We start from the raw sequence: 21,364 nt of genomic DNA, 5'->3' as shown, positions 1-21,364 counted from the left end.
AACCCCTCGGTGAAGGCGTATAAAGGGTCCTTCCGGAGCAGCCGGCGTCCCCCGATGGCCCATCCCACCTCACCCCCAACGCGCGGCCGGCGTCACCGCGTCACTGAGCCCAGGAGCGCCAATGAGAACCTCGGAAGAGATCAGCGCCCTGCTGGTAGCGAAGTTCGGAACCGACCCCGAGGCCATCCGCCCCGACGTTCCGCTCCACCGGCTGCGGCTGGACTCCCTCGCCCTGGAGGAGCTGCGGCTGCTCATCGAGGACCGGCTGGACGTCGACCTGGAGGATGTCGCGCTCACCTCGCGCGACACCCTCGGCCGGCTGATCGAGGTCGTCCACGTCAAGGCCACCGCATGAGCGCCGCCACGGCCCCCGCGCCCGGGGCCTACCGCCGCACGCCGCTCGCCCCGTTCGCCGCCGCCGTCACCGGGGTCGGCCTGGTCACCGCGGCCGGTACCGGCGTGCGGGCGGCCTGGCACGGCGTCACCGAGGGCCTCGCCCCGTCCGTCGGCCCCAGGCCCGAACTGGCCGAGCTGCCCTGCGACTTCTTCTACTCCGTCACCGACTGCGACCCGCAGGCCGTGCTCGGGGTGGCCGCCCAGCGGCTGATGGACCGTTTCGCCCAGCTCGCCGTCATCGCCGCCCGCGAGGCCGTCGCGGACGCCGGGCTCGACCCGGCGGTCTGGGACAGCGGCCGGGTCGGCATCGTCATCGGCTCGGCCCACGGCGGGCTGCCGTTCTACGACGAGCAGCACGCCGTCCTCACCGGCCGCGGCGCCCGCCGGGTCTCCCCGAAGCTCGCCCCCCTCAGCGTCGTCAACGGCGCCGCCAGCAGCGTCAGTCTGGACCTCGGCGTACAGGGGCCCAGCCAGGCCGTCTCCACCGCCTGCTCCTCCGGCACCGTCGCCATCGGCACCGCCCACCAGATGCTCCGCTCCGGGGCCTGCGACATCGTCATCGCGGGCGGCGCCGAATCCACCTGCAGCCGCCTCCTGATCGCCAGCGCCTGCAGCCTCAAGGCCGTCTCCACCCGCCGCGAGGACCCCACGGCCGCCTGCCGCCCCTTCGACAGCCACCGCGACGGCTTCGTCGTCGGCGAGGGCGCCGGCCTCCTCGTCCTGGAGCACCCCGAGCACGCCCGCGCCCGCGGCGCCACCGTCCGTGCCCGCGTGAGCGGTTACGGGGCCTCCAGCGACGCCCACTCCGCCGTAGCGCCCGACCCCGACGGCCTCGGCATCGAACGCGCCCTGCGCACCGCCCTCGCGGACGCCGGGCTCCGTCCGGCCGACGTCGGACACGTCAACGCGCACGGCACCTCCACGCTCTCCAACGACCTCATCGAGGCGACCATGCTCCGCCGCGTCCTCGGCGAACGCCCGCTGGTGACCTCCACCAAGGCGATGACCGGGCACACCCTCGGCGCGGCGGGCGGCATCGAGGCCGCGCTGACCGTGCTGGCCCTCCAGCACCAACTCGTCCCGCCCACCGTCAACCTGGACGCCCCCGACCCGCGGATCCCGATGGACATCGTCGCCAAGGAGGCCCGCGGCGCCGCCTTCGACTGCGCCGTCAAGACCTCGCTCGGCTTCGGCGGCCACAACGCGGCGCTCGTCCTCACCAGGGCCTGACCGGAAGGGAGTTGGGGAACCATGCCCCAGGAGATCATCCGGACGCTGTCGGTGGACGGAGTGCGCTACGGCTATCGCGTCCTGCCGTACGACCGCAGCGGCGGAGCGGACCCCGCCACCGAACCGGCGCTCGTCCTCGGCGGCGCCCTCCAGGGCATGTACGGCTGGCCCCAGATGGACGACCACCTGGGGCCGGCCACCGACGTGGTCACCGCCGACCTGCCCGGCATGGGCTCCGCCGACCCCCTCCCGCCCGGCCCCAGCGCCGGCCTGCTGCGCCGGGCCGTCCTTGCGATCGCCGACGACCTCGGCATCCCCCGGCTGAACCTCTTCGGCTTCTCCTACGGCACCGCCATCGCCTTCGGCTTCGCCCAGCACCATCCCGAGCGGGTGGCCCGGCTCGTCCTCGGCGGCGTACCGACGCATATCGACGAGGCCCAGGTGGACCGCTGGGAGCGGGCCCGGCAACTGCTGGCGGGCGGGGACCTGGACGGGTTCGCGGCGCTGGCCGCCGACGCATTGATGTGTCTGGACCCCGAACGGCCGGTACACCGACGGGAGTTGGCCCGACGCTATGTGCGCCGATCGTTCCTGCACGCGCTCACCCACTCGCCGCACGCGGCGGACTCGCTCTACCGGGCGCTGGCCGACCGGCCGGACTTCTCCGGCGGGCTGAGCGGCGTACCGGCGCTGGTCTTCGCCGGGGAGCACGACACGGTGACCTCGCCGGAGCGGCAGCGGGAGTTCGCGGGGACGATCGAGGGCAGCCGGTTCCTGACGGTTCCGGAGTCCGACCACTGGGTGGTGCTGGAGCGGGCCGTCGAGGTGGCGGAGCTGGTGTCAGGGTTCTTCCTGGAGGGGACGCCTTCGGCCGGCCCGGTCACGCTGCCGCGTCAGGCGGGTGCCCCGGCGGGCCGGACCTGAGAGTCCGGCCCGCCGGGCTCCGGACTCAGTGCCAGAAGCCGCCGACCTTCACCCGCACCACCTGCGGGTCGTGGTCGCTCGCCTGGTCGGCGAACTCCGCGTTGATGTGCACCACGTCGTAGTCGAAACGCCGGATCGCCGGGCTCGTCAGAATGTGGTCCAGCGTCTGGGAGTTGCCGTCGAAGACGTAGCTGTACTGCTCCGAGGCGGGCAGCGTGGTGATCAGGGGCTTGAGCACCCTGCCCTTGGTCAGCGCCGTGAAGGTCGGGGAGAACGCGAAGTCGTTGAAGTCCCCGAGGGTGACGACGCGCGCCGACCTGTCCGCCTTCAGCAGCGAGGTGACGAACGTGTTCACCTCGGCGGCCTGCTGGATCCGCTTCGTCTCCGAGGAGCGCGTCGGCTCCTGGTAGCGGCCGTGCAGCGGCTGGTCGCCGCCCTTGGACGCGAAGTGGTTGCCGATGACGAAGACCGGCTTGCCCCGGAAGGTGAACTCGCCCACCAGCGGCTTGCGGCTGTCCGCCCAGGCCGGGCTCGCCGGGTTGATCCGGCCGGGGGAGGCGGAGAGCTTCACACCCCGCCGCGTCTTCACGGCCTCGACCGGCGTGGTGGCCCCGCCGCCGGGCCGGTCGGTGAAGGAGACCCGCTTCGGGTTGTGGAGGAAGACGTTGCGGATGTTGCCGCCCGGCTCGCCGCCGTCCTTGTTGTTCTCGGGGGCGATGTAGCGCCAGGCGTAACGCGGCCCGCCCTTCGCCACGATCGCGTCCGTGAACCGCTTCAGCGTCGCCTCGGAGCCCACCGTGCCGTCGTTGACCGCGCCGTTGTCGTCCTGGATCTCCTCCAGCGAGACGATGTCGGGGGAGGAGAGGTTCACCGCGACGCCCTCGGCCAGCGTGTCGAACTTGGCCTGGTCGTCGCCCGCGTCCAGGTTCTCCACGTTGTACGTGGCGACCGCGAGCTCGTCCCTCTTCTGCTTGCGGGTCACCTCGCGCCGCAGCTTCTTGTCGACGAGCGTGCCCAGCTCGGTGGCCTGCACGTTGTAGCCGCCGAAACTGGCGTAGTCCAGGACGCCGGTGGTGCGGCCCTTCAGCACGTCACCGACGTTCGCCGTCGGCACCGGTTGTGCCGGGTCCAGCGACATCACCTTGAGGCGGCCGGTGTTCTGGTCCTCGTACGAGGCGTAGAGCGTGCCACCGCGCCGGGTCAGGTTCTCCCTGGGCTTGACCGTCACCCAGATCTCGTCGTACGCCGTCGTCGCCCCGGTCACCCGGGTGTCGGCGATCTCGACCCGGACGGCCTCCAGCGACTCGTACAGGTCCAGGGCGTACCGGCGCGGTTCCAGCGGCAGCGCGTCGATCGCGCCGCCGCCCGCCGAAGGCACGTAACGGCCGGGCACCGAACGGGAGTCGAGGACGGCCGGCGCGGGCAGCGCGTTGCCGGAGGAGAGCACGGTGGTGCGGGGTGCGGTGAGCTGGGTGATCGACTGGGTGCCGGTGCCCGGGTAGTACTCGGCCACCTTGCCGCTCACCAGGACCGCGTCCCCGACCTGCACGGCCGGTGCGGCGGAGCCGGTGTAGACGAACAGGCCCTCGCTGGTGCGCGCGTCGCCGTCCGGCGCGGTGTCCTGGATCCAGAAGCCGCGCGAACCCGTGGTCCGTACGCCGGTGACGGTGCCCGGGACGGCGGTGACCGCCGTGCCGTCGAGCGGGGAGAGCCGGCTCGTGCCCTGGATGTCGTGGATGCGTACGGGGCCGGGCTCGGTCGGGCCGGGCTCCTGCGGCTCCTGGCCGCCGCCGGACGTCTCGCCCGCCGCGTTGACGGGGGTCGGGGCGCCGGCAGAGAGGTCGGCCGCGTTGTCGTCGGTGTCGGCGAGCGAGGCGGCCCGCGCGACGGAGGCGGTCGCCGCGGCGCCGGGGACCGGGCCGCTGCCCTCCCGGACGACCGCGGAACCGTAGCCGACCAGGTCCACGATGCGGGGCTCCGCCGCGCAGTCGGCCGCGGTCCTGCAGGTCAGCGGGGTGGTGCCGGAGACCAGCGCCACCGTGCCACTTCCGGCGGCCAGCGCGATGGCGCCGGTGGCGTCCGGGGTGGGCAGAGCGACGGTGCCGCCGGTGCCCGCGGCCTGGGCCAGCAGGTAGCGGCCGCCGGGGGCGATCGACCCGGTGAGCGCGGAGACCTGCCACTGCGAACCGGCCGACGGAGTGCCCGGCAGGTACTGGACGCTGAAGCCGCCGACCTCGAACGGCGTGGAGCCGGCGTTGGCCAGCTCGACGAAGTCCCGGGTCAGCGTCGCGCCGGAGTTGCCCCCGCCGCCGTACACCTCGGCGATCACCGCGGTGGCGGACGGGGCCGCGTGGGCGGCGGGCAGGGCGGTCACCGCGAGCGCGACGGCGACGGCGCCGGTCAGCAGGACGGAACCGGATCTGGATATCTGCACGGGAGGTGCCCCCAACTTGGTAGTGAGGGCCAAAAACTATGCGCGTAGAACAGGGCATGACAAGGCATCACCGGTTAATTCCCGGCATCATCCGGATGGAGAACAGGTCACCGGGCTCCACCCGGACCATCCCCGGGCCGGTTCGCGCGGTCGCCAGACGCCCTTCACGTGCGGCAATATCCGGGCAACACGCCCTTGTGAGACGGCCGTCCACCATCCGGTCGGCCCGGCGCCGAGCAGGTTCCGGCACGGGGCCCGTCCTGTCACCGACGCCTCCCTCCCTGCGCCGCCGTACGGCCGGACGGCGCAGGGGGCGGGCCGGGGTCACTGACGGATGCGCTCGCGGATCCAGACCCCGGCCTCCTTCAGGACCCCGGTCCCGGTCCAGTGGGAGCCGTTGCAGGTGCCGGTCCTGAAGACGGCACCGGAGCGGTGGTCGTCGGAGTAGTTCCAGTTGGTCCAGGAGATCTTCTTGCGCTTCATCAGGTCGAGGTAGCGCTGCGACATGGCGAAGTCGTCGGCGCCCTCGCCCGCGTAGTTCTGCGTCCCGAACTCCGTGACGAAGACGGGCAGCTTGTCGGATGCCCGGTCCAGGGCGCTCAGGTACTCCTCGCGGTGCGAGGCCGCGTAGAAGTGGAAGGTGTACATGATGTTGGAGGCGCGGACCGGGTTGTTCACCACCTCCGACTCGTCGGAGCCCTCCGACACCCCGAACGAGGACCAGGCCCGCGTCCCGACCAGGACCACCGCGTCGGGGTCCTGTGCCCGGATCACCGGGATGATCTGCTCGGCGTAGGACTTGATGGCCGGCCAGCTCACCCCGGAGGGCTCGTTGGCGATCTCGTAGAGTACGCCCGGGTGGTTCTTGTACTTCTTCGCCATCGCGGTGAAGAACGTCCTGGCCCGCGCGAGGTTCGCGTTCGGGTCGCCCGGCGTGAGCATGTGCCAGTCGATGACCGCGTACATGCCGCGCGCGTGCGCCGCGTCGATGAACGTCTGCGCCCGGGCGGTGAAGCCGGCCGGATCGGTCTCGTACCCGCCCTCCTGTACGTAGGTGGAGACGCGCAGCACGTCGGCGCGCCAGTCGGAGGCCAGGGCGTTCAGCGACCCGTCGGTGACGCACTGGGCGTACCACTGGGTGCCGTGGGTGCTCATGCCGTTGAGGGCGACCTGCTGCCCCGACGCGTTGCAGAGCCGGCGGCCGCAGACGGAGAGCTGACCGTTGGCGGCGAGCGGGGTCGTCGCCCGGGGAGCGGCGGCGGGGGCCGGGGCGGCCCCCGCCCGGACGGGAGCCAGGAGTGCGGCGACCACGCCGAGCGCGGACGCGGCGAGCAGGGCCTTACGGGCGAATCCGCGCCGGCCGGCCGTGGGGGCGGGCTCGGTGGGGGGAGTGGTGCGCTGGTACATGGTGGTGCTCCCTTCGGACGGGGGTGGGAGACGCCATGGCGGCAGAACTGAAAGTAAAGGTTCCTTCCAATTGGCGCAACAGTGTTGGGAAACTTTCCTGTCTATCGTGCGCAAGAGCGAAGGGGCCCCGAAGAGCCCCTTGCTCCCTGCCTATAGCCGCCGGCTCCCCGGCCCGGTCCTCAGTCCTGTGGCAGCGGGTACACCGCCAGCGAGAACGAGTGGCCCGCCGGGTCCCCGTACACCCGGACGTCGCGCGGACCGCTGTTGCTGTCACCGGTGTCGACGGGCCTGGCCCCCAGCGAGATCGCCTCACGTTCGGCCTCGTCGATGTCCTCACGGCTCACCAGGATCCGCAGATGCGCCTGCTGGGAGTCCTCCGGCCGGGGCCAGCTCGGCGGTGCGTAGCCGTGGTCCCGGCGGATCGCCAGCCGGACACCGTCGTTGCCGACGATCTCCACGAAGTCGGGGTCGGAGCCGATCCGGGTCTCCGCGTCGAGCAGACCGGCGTAGAACTCGGCCAGCTCCATGGGTTCGGCACAGTCAAGGACGAGGACGCTCGTCTTCTCCACAGTCATGCGGGAACAGGTACCCCCGGCCGCCCCGGACACGCCGTGCCGGCCACACCGTCCGGGACCCGCCGCGATCGCGTCCCGGATGAGGAAACACTCGGCGCGACCTAAGGTGCGAACCATGGCACAGAGCGCGGCGCATCCCGGCCCGGCCGGACGCGACGCCGCCCCCGGCGGCCCCGACCCCCGGCGCTGGAAGGCGCTGGCGGTCTGCCTGGTGGCGGGCTTCATGACCCTGCTGGACGTCTCCATCGTCAACGTGGCCCTCCCCTCCATCCGCGAGGGCCTGAACACCCCCGAGTCCGACCTGCAATGGGTGCTCTCCGGCTACGCCCTCGCCTTCGGCCTCTTCCTGATCCCTTCGGGGCGCCTCGGCGACGCGCGCGGCCGGCGGGCCGTCTTCATGGCGGGGCTCGCCCTGTTCACCCTGGCCTCCGCCGCCTGCGGAGCCGCCCAGTCCAGCATGTGGCTGGTGATCGCCCGTCTGGTCCAGGGCATCGCGGGCGGCCTGATCTCGCCGCAGATCTCCGCGCTCATCCAGCAGATGTTCTCCGGGCGGGAGCGGGGCCGCGCCTTCGGCATGTTCGGCACGGTCGTCGGGATCTCCACCGCCGTGGGCCCGCTGCTCGGCGGACTGCTCATCCAGGCGGCGGGCCCCGACCACGGTTGGCGCTGGGTCTTCTACGTCAACCTCCCGCTCGGCGCTGTCTGCCTCCTGCTGGCCCGCCGCCTCCTCCCCGACACCCCCTCCGCCGGCCGGGTCCGGCCGCGCGACCTGGACCCGGTCGGCGTGCTGCTCCTGGGCGCCGGTGTGCTGGCCCTGCTGCTGCCGTTCGTCCAGGCCCAGCAGTGGCCCGGCAACGGCAAGTGGCTGCTGGTCGTGCTCGCCGCCGCGCTGCTCGGAGCGTTCGTCGCCTGGGAGGCGCGGTGCACGGGCGGCCCCACCCACCCGGTCCTGGACCTCTCGCTGTTCCGGCTGCGCTCCTACTGGCTGGGGTGCCTGCTGATCCTGCTCTACTTCGCCGGGTTCACCTCGATCTTCTTCGTCACGACCCTCTACCTCCAGTCCGGCCAGGACTACTCCGCCCTCCAGGCCGGACTCGCCATCACCCCCTTCGCCCTCGGTTCCGGTGTCGCCGCGTCGATCGGCGGCCGGCTCGTCGGGCGGTTCGGCCGCCCGCTGGTGGCGGCCGGACTCACGATGGTCGCCCTCGGCCTCGCGGGCACCGCGCTCGCCGTCCACCGGGTTCCCGGCAGCGGCGCGGGCTGGGCGATGGCCGCCCCGCTGCTCCTGGCCGGCCTCGGCAGCGGTCTGGTGATCGCCCCGAACCAGACGCTGACCCTCGCCGAGGTCCCCGTGGACCGGGCCGGAAGCGCCGGGGGCACCCTCCAGACCGGGCAGCGGGTCGGCTCCGCGGTCGGGATCGCGGCCGTGGGCGCGGTGTTCTTCGCCCAGGTCGGGACGGAGGGCTGGGCGGACGCGTACGACCACGGGCTGATCGTCTCGGTCGCCTTCGTGCTGGCCGCACTGATCGTGGCGCTGGCCGATGTCGCAGCCGACCGGCGGGGCAGACGGCAGGAACGGGAAGAACGCACCGATACGACGAGGAGCGCGGCATGAGCGACACATCCCAGAAGAGCGCCGGGAGCGACGGCAACACCTCCTACGGCCACCAGCCGTTCAAGCGGTCCCGCAGCCACTTCGCCGACCGCGTCACCGCTGACGGGCAGGACGGATGGCCCGTCGAGGCGGGCCGCTACCGGCTCGTCGTCAGCCGCGCCTGCCCCTGGGCCAGCCGCGCCCTGGTCTCCCGGCGTCTCCTCGGCCTGGAGGAAGCCCTGTCCCTCGCCGTCACCGACCCCGTCCAGGACGACCGCAGCTGGCGCTTCACCCTGGACCCCGGCGGCAAGGACCCGGTGCTCGCCATCCGCTACCTGAGCGAGGCGTACGACGCCCGGGAGCAGGACTACCCCGGCGGGGTCAGTGTCCCCGCGATCGTCGACGTACCCAGCGGCAAGCTGGTCACCAACGACTACCAGCAGATCACCCTGGACCTCGCCACCGAGTGGACCGCCCTGCACCGCCCCGGCGCCCCCGACCTCTACCCGGAACCGTTGCGCGCGGAGATCGACGAGGTCATGGAGGGCATCTACCGGGACATCAACAACGGCGTCTACAAGGCCGGGTTCGCCAGCGGCCAGCAGGAGTACGACGCGGCGTACGAGGCCCTCTTCGCCCGCCTCGACCAGGTCTCCGCCCGCCTCGCGGACCGCCGCTACCTGGTCGGCGACACCATCACCGAGGCCGACATCCGCCTCTTCACCACCCTGGTCCGCTTCGACGCGGTCTACCACGGCCACTTCAAGTGCAACCGTACGAAGATCACCGAGGACCCCGTCCTGTGGGGGTACGTCCGCGACCTCTACCAGACCCCCGGGTTCGGGGACACGGTCGACTTCGACCACATCAAGCGCCACTACTACCAGGTGCACACGGGCATCAACCCGACCGGCATCGTCCCCCTCGGCCCCGACCTCTCCGGCTGGACCACCCCGCACCACCGCGAACAGCTCGGCGGCCGCCCGTTCGGCGACGGCACGCCCCCGGGGCCCGTACCGCAGGACGAGCGGGTCACACCGGTCGGCCAGGTCTGATCCGGTCTCAGCTCACCCGGGGCGGGGGTGGCTGCGGCCCGAGCGTGTCGGTGGCGAGCGGGGAGCGGGCCAGCACCACACAGCCCGTGGCGATGAGACCCAGTCCGGCCAGCTCGGGCAGCAGCCACCAGCCGGTGCGCAGCTCCTCCTCGAAGAGGGTCACCCCGTACACGATGCTGATCAGCGCGTCCCCGAGCGTCAGCATCGGCTGCACCGCCACCAGGCTGCCCGCCTGAAGGGCGTTCTGCAGCAGGAAGAGGGCGCCCACCCCGGCCGCCGCCGTCGCGTAGAGCTGCCAGGACGCCAGCAGCGCGAGGGCCCCGCCGCCCGGGCCGAGGTGGGCCATGGCGTCCTTCATCAGGGCCGCCGTCAGCGCGTAGCCGCAGGCGGCGGCCAGCCCCAGCAGGGCCGCCCGGGCGTTGCCGCGCACCCGCAGCGCGGCGACGACCAGCACCGCCTCGAACGCCCCGGTCAGCACCAGCGCCGGGACCCAGTCCGCACCCCGCACGGCGTCGGTGCCGTCGTCCGGTGCGGCCGACGCCAGCCCGACGGCGAGACCGGCGGTCAGCGCGACGACGCCGTACCAGACCGTGCGCGGCGCTCGCACCCGCATCATCCAGCCGGCGAGCAGCAGCGTCGCCGGCAGCTCGATGACGAAGATGGGCTGCACCACCGAGATCGGCCCGGTCGCCAGCGCGACCGCCTGGCAGACGGCCGCCACGATCACCAGGGCGATCCCGGCCAGCCACACCTTCTGGCGCACCAGGTGGCCGATGAGGGAGAGGCGCATCGCCTCGCTGTCGGGCACCTCCATCGCGGCCCGGCGCTGGAGCACCGAGGCGGAACCGTTGCTGAGCGCGGTGAGGACGGCGAAGAGGACACTGATCACCGGTTCATCATGGGGCGGACGGGGGAGGGGCGCGCGGGGCGTGGGGCCGGTGGGCGTAACCTCCGTACCTCGGAGCTCGCGGACCGTACCTGTCCGCGGGGGCCGCCACCGTACGAACCATGGCTGCCAGGAAGCACCCCGCCGTCCTCTTCGACCGGGCGCTGAACCGGGCGACCCTGGACCGCCGGCTCCTGCTGCGCCGGTCCGCGATGTCCGCGAAGGACGCGGTCGCCCACCTCCTCGGGCTCCAGGCCCAGAACACCGGGCCGCCGTACTTCCAGCTCCACGCGCGGCTGGCCGAGTTCGACCCCCGGGAGCTCTCCGCCCTGACGGAGTCGTCAAGGAGTTGCGCGAGGAGCTGCTCGGCCGGTGGCCGCAGGCGACCCGCTCGCGCTCACGGTGGCCGCCCGGTGCCTGCTGCCACTGGTCCAGGTCACCCCGCGCGGGCTGTGGGAGCGCGGCGGGCAGGTGGCCCTGACGACGGTCGAGCACTGGCTCGGCCGTTCCTCGGCGCCGGTCCCCGCGCCGGACGCCACGGTGCTGCGCCACCTGGGGGTGTTCGGCCCCGCCTCGGTCAACCAGTCGTACGGAACCGTCCTGGTCGACGGGTTCTTCGAGGCGGTCTGGCGGGTCGAGCGGGACGGGGACACGGCGAACCCGACCGTGCATGCCTTGCGCACCCTGCGGCGCGGTGAGCGGGCGGAGATCACCGAGGAGGCGGTGCGATGCCGGCGGCGATGACGGACGCGACCGCGTACGACGTCCGGTTCGGCACGTTCCTGGACTTCGGGGACCGAGCGGCCCGGGTGCCGGGGACCGGGTACCTCTACGGCAGCAGCCCAGCCCGCCGCGCCGCCACCACCGCCTCCAGCCGGGTGTGCGCCCCCAGCTTGCGCATGGCCGAGCGCAGGTACCCCTTCACCGTCTCGGGCCGCAGCCCCAGTTGACGGGCGGCCGCCGCGTTCGTCGCGCCCGCCGCCACACACGCCACGACGTCCACCTCGCGCGGTGCGAGCCGCACCGCACGGGCCGCCGGGGCCCGCGCCCCGGCAGCCGAGGCGAGGCGCCCGCAGACGCCCAGCAACTCGTCGCGCAGCGCCGGGTCGAGGACCCTCGGCACCAGGCCGCGCAGCTCCCGATGGGCCTCGCGCACGTCCTCCCAGGCACCCGGAGCCCTACCGGGATCGGTCACCTGCTCCCGGGTCAGGGCGAGCAGCTGCCGCACCTCGTCGCGGACCGCGAGCGCCTGCTCCACGTCACGGGCCGCCGCGACCGCCGCGTCGAAGGTCCGGTCCCCGAGGCTCACCGGCGTGCGCAACGCCCCGTACAGCACGCCCCGCACCGTCCGCCGCACCACGACGGGGACCGCGACGACCGAGCGCAGCCCCTCCGCCGCCACCGGCGTGTCGTACTCGTGGCTGATGTGGCGCGAGGCCGCGTAGTCCGTCACCGCGCAGGGCCGCGACAGCGCGATGGCCTTGCCGCCGAGCCCGCTCCCCGCCGAGACGACCAGACCGCGCAACGCGCTGGTCTGCGCCCCGGTCAGCTCGGCGATCCGCGCGTGGCGCGCGTCGGACAGCAGACCGCCGAACGCGACCGGCAGCCCGCTCGTCCGGCGCAACCCCGCCAGTGCCGCCCGCATCTCGACCGCATCGACCGCCTCCGGCACTCCGACGCCCCTCCACCGCGCGAACCATCCCCCGTACGAGGGGTGATGCCACCCCCGTCCGGGGGTGGTGAGACCTGGGTCACTCTTTGCATGATGTCAGGCGACCGGTCCGGTCCGCGACGAGGAGGGCACATGTCGGCAACCAGCGCGACGGAGACGTTCCGGGCCGCCCGGGACTTCCTGCTGGAGCACCGCGAGGACTACGAGAGGGCCTGTGCGGATTTCCGCTGGCCCCGCCCCGACCGCTTCAACTGGGCGCTGGACTGGTTCGACGTCATCGCCCAGGACAACGACCGCACCGCGCTGCACATCGTGGAGGAGGACGGCCGGCGCACCGAGGTCTCCTTCGCGGCGATGTCCGAGCGCTCCGACCGGGCCGCCAACTGGCTGAAGGGGCAAGGGGTCCGGGAGGGCGACCGGCTCCTGGTGATGCTCGGCAACCAGGTGGAGCTGTGGGAGACCGCGCTCGCCGCGATGAAGCTGCGCGCCGTCATCATCCCCGCCACCCCGCTGCTCGGCCCCGCCGATCTGCGCGACCGGGTGGAGCGCGGCCGGGTGCGCCATGTGCTGGTGCGGGACGCGGACACCGGGAAGTTCGACGAGGTGCCGGGGGAGTACACCCGGATCGCGGTGGGTGAGGAGGTGGCGGGCTGGCGGCGTTACGCGGACGTGGCCGACGCCTCCGCCGACTTCACGCCCGGCCGGGAGACGGACGCCGACGAGCCGCTGATGCTGTACTTCACCTCCGGCACCACCGCCCGGCCCAAACTGGTCGAGCACACCCACGTGTCCTACCCCGTCGGCCACTTGGCGACGATGTACTGGATCGGACTCCGGCCCGGCGACGTCCACCTCAACATCTCCTCGCCCGGCTGGGCCAAGCACGCCTGGTCGAACCTCTTCGCCCCGTGGACCGCGGAGGCCACCGTCTTCATCTTCAACTACACCCGTTTCGACGCCTCCCGCCTGATGGCCGAGATGGACCGCTCGGGCGTCACCAGCTTCTGTGCTCCGCCCACCGTCTGGCGGATGCTCATCCAGGCCGACCTGAGCCGGCTGAAGGTCCCGCCGCGCGAGGCCGTCGCGGCGGGCGAGCCGCTGAACCCCGAGGTCATCGAGACGGTCCGGCGGGAGTGGGGTGTCACCATCCGGGACGGCTTCGGCCAGACGGAGAGTGCCGTCCAGGTCGCCAACACCCCCGGCCAGCTCCTCAAGACCGGCTCCATGGGCCGCCCGAGCCCCGGGTACGCCGTCGTCCTGCTCGATCCGGTCACGGGCCAGCCGGGCGCGAGCGAGGGCGAGATCTCCCTGGACCTCGCCGACCGTCCCGTCGGCCTGATGACCGGCTACCACGGCGATCCCGACCGCACCGCCGAGGCGATGGCGGGAGGCTACTACCGCACGGGTGACATCGGGGCGCGCGACGAGGACGGCTACATCACCTTCGTGGGCCGGCGAGACGAGGTGTTCAAGTCCTCCGACTACAAGATCTCGCCGTTCGAGCTGGAGAGCGCCCTGCTGGAGCACGAAGCGGTCGCCGAGGCCGCCGTGGTGCCCGCCCCCGACCCGCTGCGGCTCTCGGTCCCGAAGGCGTATGTGGTGCTCGCGGAGGGCTGGGAGCCGGGCCCGGAGACCGCGAAGGTCCTCTTCGAGCACGCGCGGGCGGTGCTCGCCCCGTACAAGCGGGTCCGCAAACTGGAGTTCGCCGAACTGCCCAAGACCGTCTCCGGCAAGATCCGCCGTATCGAGCTGCGCGAACGCACCGCCCTCGGCTCCGGCACCGAGTTCGACGAGGGGGACTACACGTGAGCAGCCTGTCCTACGCGCACGGCACCGGCGACACCGCCCTGCTCGGCGACACCATCGGCCGCAACCTGGACCGGGCGATCGCCGCCCACGGGGACCGCGAGGCGCTGGTCGACGTGGTCTCCGGCCGTCGCTGGACGTACACGGAGTTCGGCGCGGACGTCGACGAGCTGGCCCGCGCCCTGATGGCGTCGGGGGTGGAGAGGGCGACCGGGTCGGCATCTGGGCGGTCAACTGCCCCGAGTGGGTGCTCCTGCAGTACGCCACCGCCCGCATCGGGGCCGTCATGGTCACCATCAACCCCGCCTACCGGGCGCACGAGCTGGAGTTCGTCCTGAAACAGGCCGGCATCTGTCTGCTGGTGGCTTCCCTCGCCCACCGCACCAGCGACTACCGCGCCCTCGTCGGCCAGGTCCGGGCCGACTGCCCCACCCTGCGGGCCGTCCACTACATCGGCGACCCGTCCTGGACCGAGCTGACCGCCGCCGCCCCGGCCGTCAGCACCGCACAACTGGCCGCGCGCGAAGCGGAGCTGTCCTGCGACGACCCCATCAACATCCAGTACACCTCGGGCACCACCGGCTTCCCCAAGGGGGCCACCCTCTTCCACCACAACATCCTCAACAACGGCTATTTCGTGGGGGAGATGATCGCCTGCACGGAGGCCGACCGGGTCTGTCTGCCGGTGCCCTTCTACCACTGCTTCGGCATGGTGATGGGCAACCTCGCCATCACCTCGCACGGCGCGTGCATCGTGATCCCGGGGCCGTCCTTCGAACCCGCCGCCGTGCTGGCCGCCGTCCAGCGGGAGCGCTGCACCGCGCTCTACGGCGTCCCCACGATGTTCATCGCCGAGCTGAACCTGCCGGACTTCTCCCGCTACGACCTCTCCTCGCTGCGCACCGGGATCATGGCCGGTTCGCCCTGTCCGGTCGAGGTGATGAAGCGGGTGATCGCCGAGATGCACATGGCCGAGGTGTCCATCTGCTACGGCATGACGGAGACCTCGCCGGTCTCCACCCAGACCCGCCGGGACGACGACCTGGAGCGCCGCACCGGCACGGTCGGCCGGGCGCTGCCGCACATCGAGGTCAAGGTCGTCGACCCGGCGACCGGTGTCACCCTGGAGCGCGGCCGTGCGGGCGAACTGTGCACCCGGGGCTACAGCGTGATGCTCGGCTACTGGGACCAGCCCGACCGGACCGCCGAAGTGATCGACGCGGGCCGCTGGATGCACACCGGGGACCTCGCGGTGACGGATACGTCCAGGTCGTCGGCCGGATCAAGGACATGATCATCCGGGGCGGCGAGAACGTGTACCCGAGGGAGATCGAGGAGTTCCTGCACGGCCACCCGAAGATCGCCGACGTCCAGGTGGTCGGCGTGCCCGACGAGCGTTACGGGGAGGAGATCCTGGCCTGCGTCATCGCCCGGGACCCGGCCGACCCGCCGGTCCTGGAGGAGATCACCGCGTACTGCCGGGAGCGGCTGGCCCACTACAAGATCCCGCGCGGGCTGCGGGTCCTCGACTCCTTCCCCATGACGGTCAGCGGGAAGGTCCGCAAGATCGAGCTGCGGGAGATGTACGCCGACTGAAGGCCGCCCGGCAGCCGCGACCGGGCATCTCGCGGTGGCGGTCCGGTCAGGCGGCTTCGATGATGTCGGAGCCGACCGACCGGGTCGCCGCCGCCCACTCGATGAGCAGCACCTCGTACGTCGCCGACTCCATGGCGGACCAGTCCTGGCCCGCCCGCGAGTCGACGAGCGCGCGGATGGCCTCGTTCGCCTGAGCGGCGGACGCGACGCCGGGCTGTTCGGTATGACGTGGAGTTAAATCCATGCCTTCAGCTTACGGGGCGCCACTGACAGCCACGGTCGCCGACGCCGAAGCCGTGGTCGCAGCCGGCGCCGAGGGCCGGGCGGGCAGGAGGTCGCGCCGCATGCAGACCCGTGGCCAGCGGTCCAGGCCGTGCTGCGCCTCCTCCCCGCGGATCGTGCGCAGCCCGTCGCCGATCTCGCTCTCGGGCAGCACCCGGAAGCCGATGCGGGTGTAGTACGGGGCGTTCCACGGCACATCGCTGAAGGTGGTCAGGGTGAGCGCGGTGAGTCCCTGTCCGGGGGCGAGTGCGGCGAGCCGGTCGATCAGCAGGCGGCCGATGCCCCGGCGGGCCGCCACCGGGTCCACCGAGATCTGCTCGATGTGCAGCGCCCCGTCGACGGGGTCGGCGATCACATAGCCGAGCGGACGGTCGCCGGTGGCGGAGAGGGGATCGCTGGCCACCCAGCACCGGCCGGCCCGCCGGTAGCTCTCCAGCAGGTCGAGCGGGGGCGGATCGTCGTCGGCCACGGAATGCATGCCGAGGGTGCGGAAGGGTTCCCCTGCGGCGCGCTCGATGTCCTGGAGAAGGCGGAGATCGGAGCGTCTGGCGGAGCGGATACGCATGTACTCAGTGTGCCGCGCCCGGCGGGCCGCCGGTACGGGGTGGCCCGAAAACATCCCTCCCCGGAGCGTCCGGCGCTCAGGCCCCGGGCAGCGACGCGACCTTGAGGACCTGGCGCTCAGGCCCCGGGTACCGACGCCACCTTGAGGACCTGGCGCTCAGGCCCCGGGCACCGATGCCACCTTGAGGACCTGGAGCTCAGGCCCCGGTGCTGACCAGCTCGTCCGCCGGGCTGTTCACCGGCCGCGGCGCCCCCGAGAGGTCCATGACGAAGAGCGGCAGGCCGACACCGTCCGCCCGGGCCCGCGCCTCGGCCCCGTACCCCGCGAGCGAGAAGAACACCCCGGCCGCCGACGCGCCCAGGGCGTTCAGCCAGAGGCACTCCACCGCGCGCAGCTCCACCGGCCGGGTCGTGGCGTCGACCTGGGCGACGAGTCCGGTGGCCTTCAGATCGATCCCGCCCGCGGTGCGCACCCGGGGCCTGGCCACCTCGCGGTAGCCGAGCCAGGTGAGGTAGAGGGCGGCCGCGCTCACCGCGTCATGCCCGGTGCGGATCGTCCGCGGCCGGAACGAGGGGCGCGGGTGGGCGCCGGTGCGCGGCAGCGGGATGTGCGCCGGGGGGACGGGCCCGGCCGGCGGGTCCGCCTCGTCCACCGGCCGCACCGGTATCCGCAGCAGGGCCCCGCACGGGCAGCACAGCTCCGGCTGGGGCCACTGGTCCCGCCGGTCACAGGCCGGGCACCGGACGGTGACCCAGTCCTCGTCCCAGGTGCGCCGGGCGACCGGGACCGGCGGGGCGCCGTCCAGCAGCGGCGGGGCGGTGGGCGCTCCGCACGGGCACGGGTAGGCCGGTGTGACGTAGGCGTGGTCCCGGCCGCAGACCGGGCACCGTACCGGCACGGACTTCACGATCGTCTCCCCTCGGCACGGACGCGCGGGACGGCTGCGCTCCGTGCCCCCCTCGTCATCCCATCGTCCACCAGGAGCGGGGTTTCCGGGAGGGAATGGGCGTACTTACGGCCGACGGGCGCCCGGACCCGCTCCCGAGCCGCCGGAGGCGTCCGCTCTTGACGGCGACCGCGCCGCGTCCTAGATTGCTTCCGTATAGCAGAACTAATTTTCCGCAATACGGAATTGGTGCTCTCAGGTGGCGCGACAGAGCCCGACTCCACCAATCCCGAGCAGGAGCACTCAATGCCTCGTATGACCGCTGCCCGTGCGGCAGTTGAGATCCTCAAGCGCGAAGGCGTCAGCAACGCCTTCGGTGTGCCGGGTGCGGCGATCAACCCCTTCTACGCGGCCCTCAAGGCCTCCGGCGGGGTGCGGCACACGCTGGCCCGGCACGTCGAGGGCGCCTCCCACATGGCGGAGGGCTACACCCGGGCGAAGGCCGGCAACATCGGTGTCTGCATCGGCACGTCGGGCCCGGCGGGCACCGACATGATCACCGGTCTGTACTCCGCCATCGCCGACTCCGTCCCGATCCTCTGCGTCACCGGCCAGGCCCCGACCGCCGTCCTGCACAAGGAGGACTTCCAGGCCGTCGACATCGCCTCGATCGCCAAGCCGGTCACCAAGGCGGCGACCACCGTCCTGGAGGCCGCCCAGGTCCCCGGCGTCTTCCAGCAGGCGTTCCACCTGATGCGCACCGGCCGTCCGGGCCCGGTCCTCATCGACCTGCCGATCGACGTCCAGCTCACCGAGATCGAGTTCGACCCCGAGCTGTACGAGCCCCTCCCGGTGCACAAGCCCGCCGCCTCCCGCAAGCAGATCGAGCGGGCCGTGGAGCTGCTCAACGCCTCGGAGCGCCCGCTGCTCGTCGCGGGCGGCGGCATCATCAACGCCGACGCCTCCGAGCTGCTGGTGGAGTTCGCCGAGCTGACCGGCGTCCCCGTCATCCCGACCCTGATGGGCTGGGGCATCCTCCCCGACGACCACGAGCTGAACGCCGGCATGGTGGGCCTGCAGACCTCGCACCGCTACGGCAACGCGAACTTCCTGGAGTCCGACTTCGTCCTCGGCATCGGCAACCGCTGGGCCAACCGCCACACCGGCAAGCTGGACGTCTACACCCAGGGCCGCACCTTCGTCCACGTCGACATCGAGCCCACCCAGCTCGGCAGGATCTTCGCCCCCGACCTCGGCATCGCCTCCGACGCCAAGGCCGCGCTGGAGCTCTTCGTCGAGGTGGCGCGCGAGCTGAAGGCCGCGGGCAAGCTGAAGGACCGCTCGGCCTGGGCCGCCTCCACCCAGGAGCGCAAGGCGACCCTCCAGCGCCGCACCCACTTCGACAACGTGCCGCTCAAGCCGCAGCGCGTCTACGAGGAGATGAACCGGGCGTTCGGCCCCGAGACCCGCTACGTCACCACCATCGGGCTCTCCCAGATCGCCGGCGCGCAGATGCTGCACGTCTACAAGCCGCGCCACTGGATCAACTGCGGCCAGGCGGGCCCCCTCGGCTGGACGATCCCGGCCGCCCTGGGCGTCGCCACCGCCGACCCGGAGGGCACGGTCGTCGCCCTCTCCGGCGACTACGACTTCCAGTTCATGCTGGAGGAGCTGGCCGTCGGCGCGCAGCACCGCATCCCGTACGTCCACGTCCTGGTGAACAACTCCTACCTGGGCCTCATCCGCCAGGCGCAGCGCAACTTCGACATCGACTTCCAGGTCAACCTGGAGTTCGAGAACCTCAACTCCCCGGAGCTGGGCGTCTACGGCGTCGACCACGTCAAGGTCGTCGAGGGCCTCGGCTGCAAGGCCATCCGGGTCACCGAACCGGACCAGCTGCTGTCCGCCTTCGAGGAGGCGAAGAAGCTCGCCGCGGAGTTCCGGGTCCCGGTCGTCGTCGAGGCGATCCTGGAGCGGGTCACCAACATCTCGATGAGCGGCACCGACATCGCCTCGGTCAACGAGTTCGAGGACATCGCCACGGACCCGTCCCACGCTCCCACCGCGATCCGCCCGCTGACGGTGTCCTGACCCACGGTCACCCCTGAACAAGGCCCCCGCCCCGGACTCCTCTCCGGCGCGGGGGCCTTCCCGGGTACGGGAGGTACAGTCGTCCGGGGGCCCGGCCCCGTCGCGGGCCGACCGGAGGGCGAAGGGCGGAGAGCGGGCCATGGCCGACTACCACCACGGGGAACTCACCGTTCAGCACCGGGCCGGGCTGCGGGACCCGGCGTCCGGCTCGCTCCGCGCCATCCGCGACGCGGTACCGGACGCCGCCGCGGAGTTCCTGGCCCGGCAGCCGATGATCGTTCTCGGTGCGGCCGACGCGGCCGGACGGCTCTGGAGCACCCTGCTCACCGGCGAGCCCGGCTTCCTCGGGGTGCCGGACCCCCGCACCCTGACGATCGGCGCGCTGCCCGCGGCCGACGACCCGCTCGGCCCGGTGCTCCGGGAGCGCGGTACCCAGGTCGGCATGATCGCCGTCGAGCCGGCCACCCGCCGCCGTATCCGCCTCAACGGCACCGCGACGCCCGAGGCCGACGGCGTACGGGTCGCTCTCGACCAGGTGATCGGCAACTGCCCCAAGTACCTCCAGCGGCGGGAGTACGTCCTGCTCCCGCCGGACCGGGGCGGCCGTCGTACGGCGATCCGCCGGGGCGAGGCACTGAGCACCGTCCAGCAGCTCACCCTCGCCACCTCCGACAGCTTCTTCATCGCCACCGCCTCCCCGGACGGCGACGCGGACGCCTCGCACCGCGGCGGCAACCCCGGCTTCCTCCAGGTGCTCACGCCCACCCGGCTGCGCTGGCCCGACTACGCGGGCAACGCCATGTTCCTCACCCTGGGCAACCTCGAACTGCACCCGCGTGCAGGGCTGTTGGTGCCCGACTGGGAGACCGGAGCGCTCCTTCAGCTCTCCGGTGGCGCGCACACCGTCTGGGACGACGCCGGGGCGGCGGCCGTACCGGGAGCGCAGCGCCTGGTGGAGTTCCGCATCGAGGCCGTCCAGGAGACCCAGGACGCGGTGCGGCTGCGCTGGAGCGAACCGGACTTCTCCCGGTTCAACCCGCCTGTGGCGCCGGGCTAGTCAGCAGCACGGACATGCCCGCACGGCATCGGCCGCGGCCCCCACCACCTCGGCCTGCCGCCGCGCCACCCCGGTCCGCTGTTCCAGCAGTCCGGCGACGACGGCTTCGAGGCCCTTGCGGTGATCGTCCCGCGAGGTCAGTCCGGCCCACCGCCTGCCGACCGCGCTCAGCCGGGGGAAGTCCGCCGGGTCCACGAAGTCCAGGGCGTGTTGACGGTACTCAGGACGCGCCGCCCGGGTCCGGAGGCGCTCCCGGCTGACGCGGATGGCGAGTTCGCCCGTGATGTAGTGCCAGATCACGCGGTACGCGTACACGGCGTCCTCCAGCGTCATCCCGCACCCGACCGCCGCGTCGACGATGTTCTCCACGATCCACAGCGCGGACTCGCTGACGAAGTCGTCGAAGGAGAGCACCTCCACGATCCACGGACAGTCCGCGAGGAGGTCGTGCAGTACCTGGGCGGAGGCGAGGAGCCGGGTGCGCGGTTCACTCGGCAGCACCGGGCGCGGGTAGCGCCTGGCGTGCGCGTCGAGCAGCAGCAGGAGGAGCTCGTCCTTGTCCTGTACGTGGTGGTAGAGGGCCATGGCCGTACTGGACATCTCCCGGGCCAGCCGGCGCATGGAGAGGTGCTCCGGACCCTCCGTGTCGAGAATGCGCTGGGCGGCGACGAGGATCGCCTCCTGCGAGAGGCGGGGTGGGCGGCCGGTTCGGCCGGAGCGTTGTCCGCGGGGCTCCATACATCCATCTTTCTTCGCGAGGCAACCTGCGAACCGGCCGGATCGGGCCGATTGTTCCGGCCACGTGGGCGAATCCGCATCCTGGGCAGGGGAAGGCGGCGGCATCTTGCCGGGCGGTGAATACCTGGAACGGAAAGCTTGACAGAAGGGCGCTGCACATAAACTGGACG

General features: G+C 72.4%; 17 protein-coding genes and 2 pseudogenes. 10 read left to right on the top strand and 9 right to left on the bottom strand.

All coding sequences use genetic code 11. The features are described from left to right. Nucleotides 1-121 precede the first annotated feature (121 nt). The 3 genes from ACIQAK_RS21265 to ACIQAK_RS21255 are packed head-to-tail and all read left to right on the top strand — an operon-like array spanning nucleotide 122 to nucleotide 2,550. Nucleotides 122-355 (top strand): acyl carrier protein, encoded by a 234-nt coding sequence (locus ACIQAK_RS21265; protein ID WP_366390032.1) that lies wholly within the window; start codon nucleotides 122-124, stop codon nucleotides 353-355. Continuing rightward, entirely contained in the window at nucleotides 352-1,626 is a 1,275-nt protein-coding gene (locus ACIQAK_RS21260; RefSeq protein WP_366390033.1) for a beta-ketoacyl-[acyl-carrier-protein] synthase family protein, read from the top strand. The genes ACIQAK_RS21265 and ACIQAK_RS21260 overlap by 4 nt, the downstream gene beginning before the upstream one ends. A 21-nt stretch (nucleotides 1,627-1,647) precedes the next feature. After that, complete coding sequence (locus tag ACIQAK_RS21255; protein ID WP_366390034.1) at nucleotides 1,648-2,550, top strand: alpha/beta fold hydrolase; 903 nt, start codon at nucleotides 1,648-1,650, stop codon at nucleotides 2,548-2,550. A gap of 25 nt (nucleotides 2,551-2,575) precedes the next feature. On the opposite strand, the gene ACIQAK_RS21250 is transcribed toward ACIQAK_RS21255, so the two are convergent. The 3 genes from ACIQAK_RS21250 to ACIQAK_RS21240 all read right to left on the bottom strand — a co-directional run bounded on the left by ACIQAK_RS21250 (nucleotide 2,576) and on the right by ACIQAK_RS21240 (nucleotide 6,966). Further along, complete coding sequence (locus ACIQAK_RS21250) at nucleotides 2,576-4,984, bottom strand: endonuclease/exonuclease/phosphatase family protein (protein ID WP_366390035.1); 2,409 nt, start codon at nucleotides 4,982-4,984, stop codon at nucleotides 2,576-2,578. A 324-nt stretch (nucleotides 4,985-5,308) separates the two neighbouring features. Further along, nucleotides 5,309-6,391, bottom strand: a complete 1,083-nt coding sequence (locus ACIQAK_RS21245; protein WP_366390036.1) for a glycoside hydrolase family 5 protein — start codon at nucleotides 6,389-6,391, stop codon at nucleotides 5,309-5,311. A 179-nt stretch (nucleotides 6,392-6,570) separates the two neighbouring features. Next, nucleotides 6,571-6,966, bottom strand: a complete 396-nt coding sequence (locus tag ACIQAK_RS21240) for a VOC family protein (RefSeq protein ID WP_366390037.1) — start codon at nucleotides 6,964-6,966, stop codon at nucleotides 6,571-6,573. Nucleotides 6,967-7,081: 115 nt separating this feature from the next. Here ACIQAK_RS21240 and ACIQAK_RS21235 point away from each other — a divergent pair, with 115 nt between their 5' ends. After that, nucleotides 7,082-8,581 carry an MFS transporter gene (locus tag ACIQAK_RS21235; RefSeq protein WP_366390038.1) on the top strand — a complete coding sequence of 500 codons (1,500 nt, stop codon included), beginning with the start codon at nucleotides 7,082-7,084 and terminating at the stop codon, nucleotides 8,579-8,581. Continuing rightward, nucleotides 8,578-9,615 (top strand): glutathione S-transferase C-terminal domain-containing protein, encoded by a 1,038-nt coding sequence (locus tag ACIQAK_RS21230; protein ID WP_366390039.1) that lies wholly within the window; start codon nucleotides 8,578-8,580, stop codon nucleotides 9,613-9,615. Before ACIQAK_RS21235 ends, ACIQAK_RS21230 begins: the two co-directional genes overlap by 4 nt. 7 nt (nucleotides 9,616-9,622) lie before the next feature. Here the strand turns inward: ACIQAK_RS21230 and ACIQAK_RS21225 are convergent, their stop codons facing one another. Further along, nucleotides 9,623-10,504, bottom strand: coding sequence for a DMT family transporter (locus tag ACIQAK_RS21225; RefSeq protein WP_366390040.1), 882 nt, complete (start codon nucleotides 10,502-10,504; stop codon nucleotides 9,623-9,625). A gap of 119 nt (nucleotides 10,505-10,623) precedes the next feature. Here ACIQAK_RS21225 and ACIQAK_RS21220 point away from each other — a divergent pair. Continuing rightward, nucleotides 10,624-11,298: pseudogene (locus ACIQAK_RS21220) on the top strand (DNA glycosylase AlkZ-like family protein); the annotation flags it as partial. Between the two features lie 32 nt (nucleotides 11,299-11,330). Here ACIQAK_RS21220 and ACIQAK_RS21215 read toward each other — a convergent pair. Then, the gene (locus ACIQAK_RS21215; RefSeq protein WP_366390041.1) at nucleotides 11,331-12,173 is read right to left on the bottom strand and encodes a helix-turn-helix transcriptional regulator; all 843 of its coding nucleotides are present in this window, start codon (nucleotides 12,171-12,173) and stop codon (nucleotides 11,331-11,333) included. 132 nt (nucleotides 12,174-12,305) lie between these two features. On the opposite strand from ACIQAK_RS21215, the gene ACIQAK_RS21210 reads away from it, so the two are divergent. Both ACIQAK_RS21210 and ACIQAK_RS21205 read left to right on the top strand, forming a co-directional pair. Continuing rightward, the gene (locus tag ACIQAK_RS21210; RefSeq protein WP_366390042.1) at nucleotides 12,306-13,982 is read left to right on the top strand and encodes an AMP-binding protein; all 1,677 of its coding nucleotides are present in this window, start codon (nucleotides 12,306-12,308) and stop codon (nucleotides 13,980-13,982) included. Beyond that, nucleotides 13,979-15,575: pseudogene (locus ACIQAK_RS21205) on the top strand (AMP-binding protein). The gene ACIQAK_RS21210 and the pseudogene ACIQAK_RS21205 overlap by 4 nt, the downstream one beginning before the upstream one ends. 46 nt (nucleotides 15,576-15,621) lie before the next feature. Here the strand turns inward: ACIQAK_RS21205 and ACIQAK_RS21200 are convergent. The 3 genes from ACIQAK_RS21200 to ACIQAK_RS21190 all read right to left on the bottom strand — a co-directional run bounded on the left by ACIQAK_RS21200 (nucleotide 15,622) and on the right by ACIQAK_RS21190 (nucleotide 17,329). Continuing rightward, nucleotides 15,622-15,819 (bottom strand): hypothetical protein, encoded by a 198-nt coding sequence (locus ACIQAK_RS21200; RefSeq protein ID WP_366390043.1) that lies wholly within the window; start codon nucleotides 15,817-15,819, stop codon nucleotides 15,622-15,624. Between the two features lie 9 nt (nucleotides 15,820-15,828). Next, nucleotides 15,829-16,422: a GNAT family N-acetyltransferase gene (locus ACIQAK_RS21195; protein ID WP_366390044.1), complete on the bottom strand. Its 594-nt coding sequence runs from the start codon at nucleotides 16,420-16,422 to the stop codon at nucleotides 15,829-15,831. Nucleotides 16,423-16,618: 196 nt separating this feature from the next. Beyond that, nucleotides 16,619-17,329, bottom strand: coding sequence for a hypothetical protein (locus tag ACIQAK_RS21190; protein WP_366390045.1), 711 nt, complete (start codon nucleotides 17,327-17,329; stop codon nucleotides 16,619-16,621). A 285-nt stretch (nucleotides 17,330-17,614) separates the two neighbouring features. On the opposite strand from ACIQAK_RS21190, the gene gcl reads away from it, so the two are divergent. Further along, a complete protein-coding gene (gene gcl / locus ACIQAK_RS21185) occupies nucleotides 17,615-19,399 on the top strand; it encodes a glyoxylate carboligase (RefSeq protein WP_366390046.1) in 1,785 nt (594 codons plus the stop codon). A 139-nt stretch (nucleotides 19,400-19,538) separates the two neighbouring features. Then, nucleotides 19,539-20,456 (top strand): pyridoxamine 5'-phosphate oxidase family protein, encoded by a 918-nt coding sequence (locus tag ACIQAK_RS21180; protein ID WP_366390047.1) that lies wholly within the window; start codon nucleotides 19,539-19,541, stop codon nucleotides 20,454-20,456. Here the strand turns inward: ACIQAK_RS21180 and ACIQAK_RS21175 are convergent, their stop codons facing one another. Next, on the bottom strand, nucleotides 20,457-21,194 hold the full coding sequence (locus ACIQAK_RS21175) for a TetR/AcrR family transcriptional regulator C-terminal domain-containing protein (protein ID WP_366390048.1): 738 nt from the start codon (nucleotides 21,192-21,194) through the stop codon (nucleotides 20,457-20,459). Nucleotides 21,195-21,364 lie beyond the last annotated feature (170 nt).

This window comes from Streptomyces sp. NPDC088706 (genome assembly GCF_044752765.1).
Lineage (GTDB): Bacteria > Actinomycetota > Actinomycetes > Streptomycetales > Streptomycetaceae > Streptomyces.
Note: the sequence above shows the minus strand (reverse complement) of the source record. Positions and strands in the feature narration are given on the sequence as shown.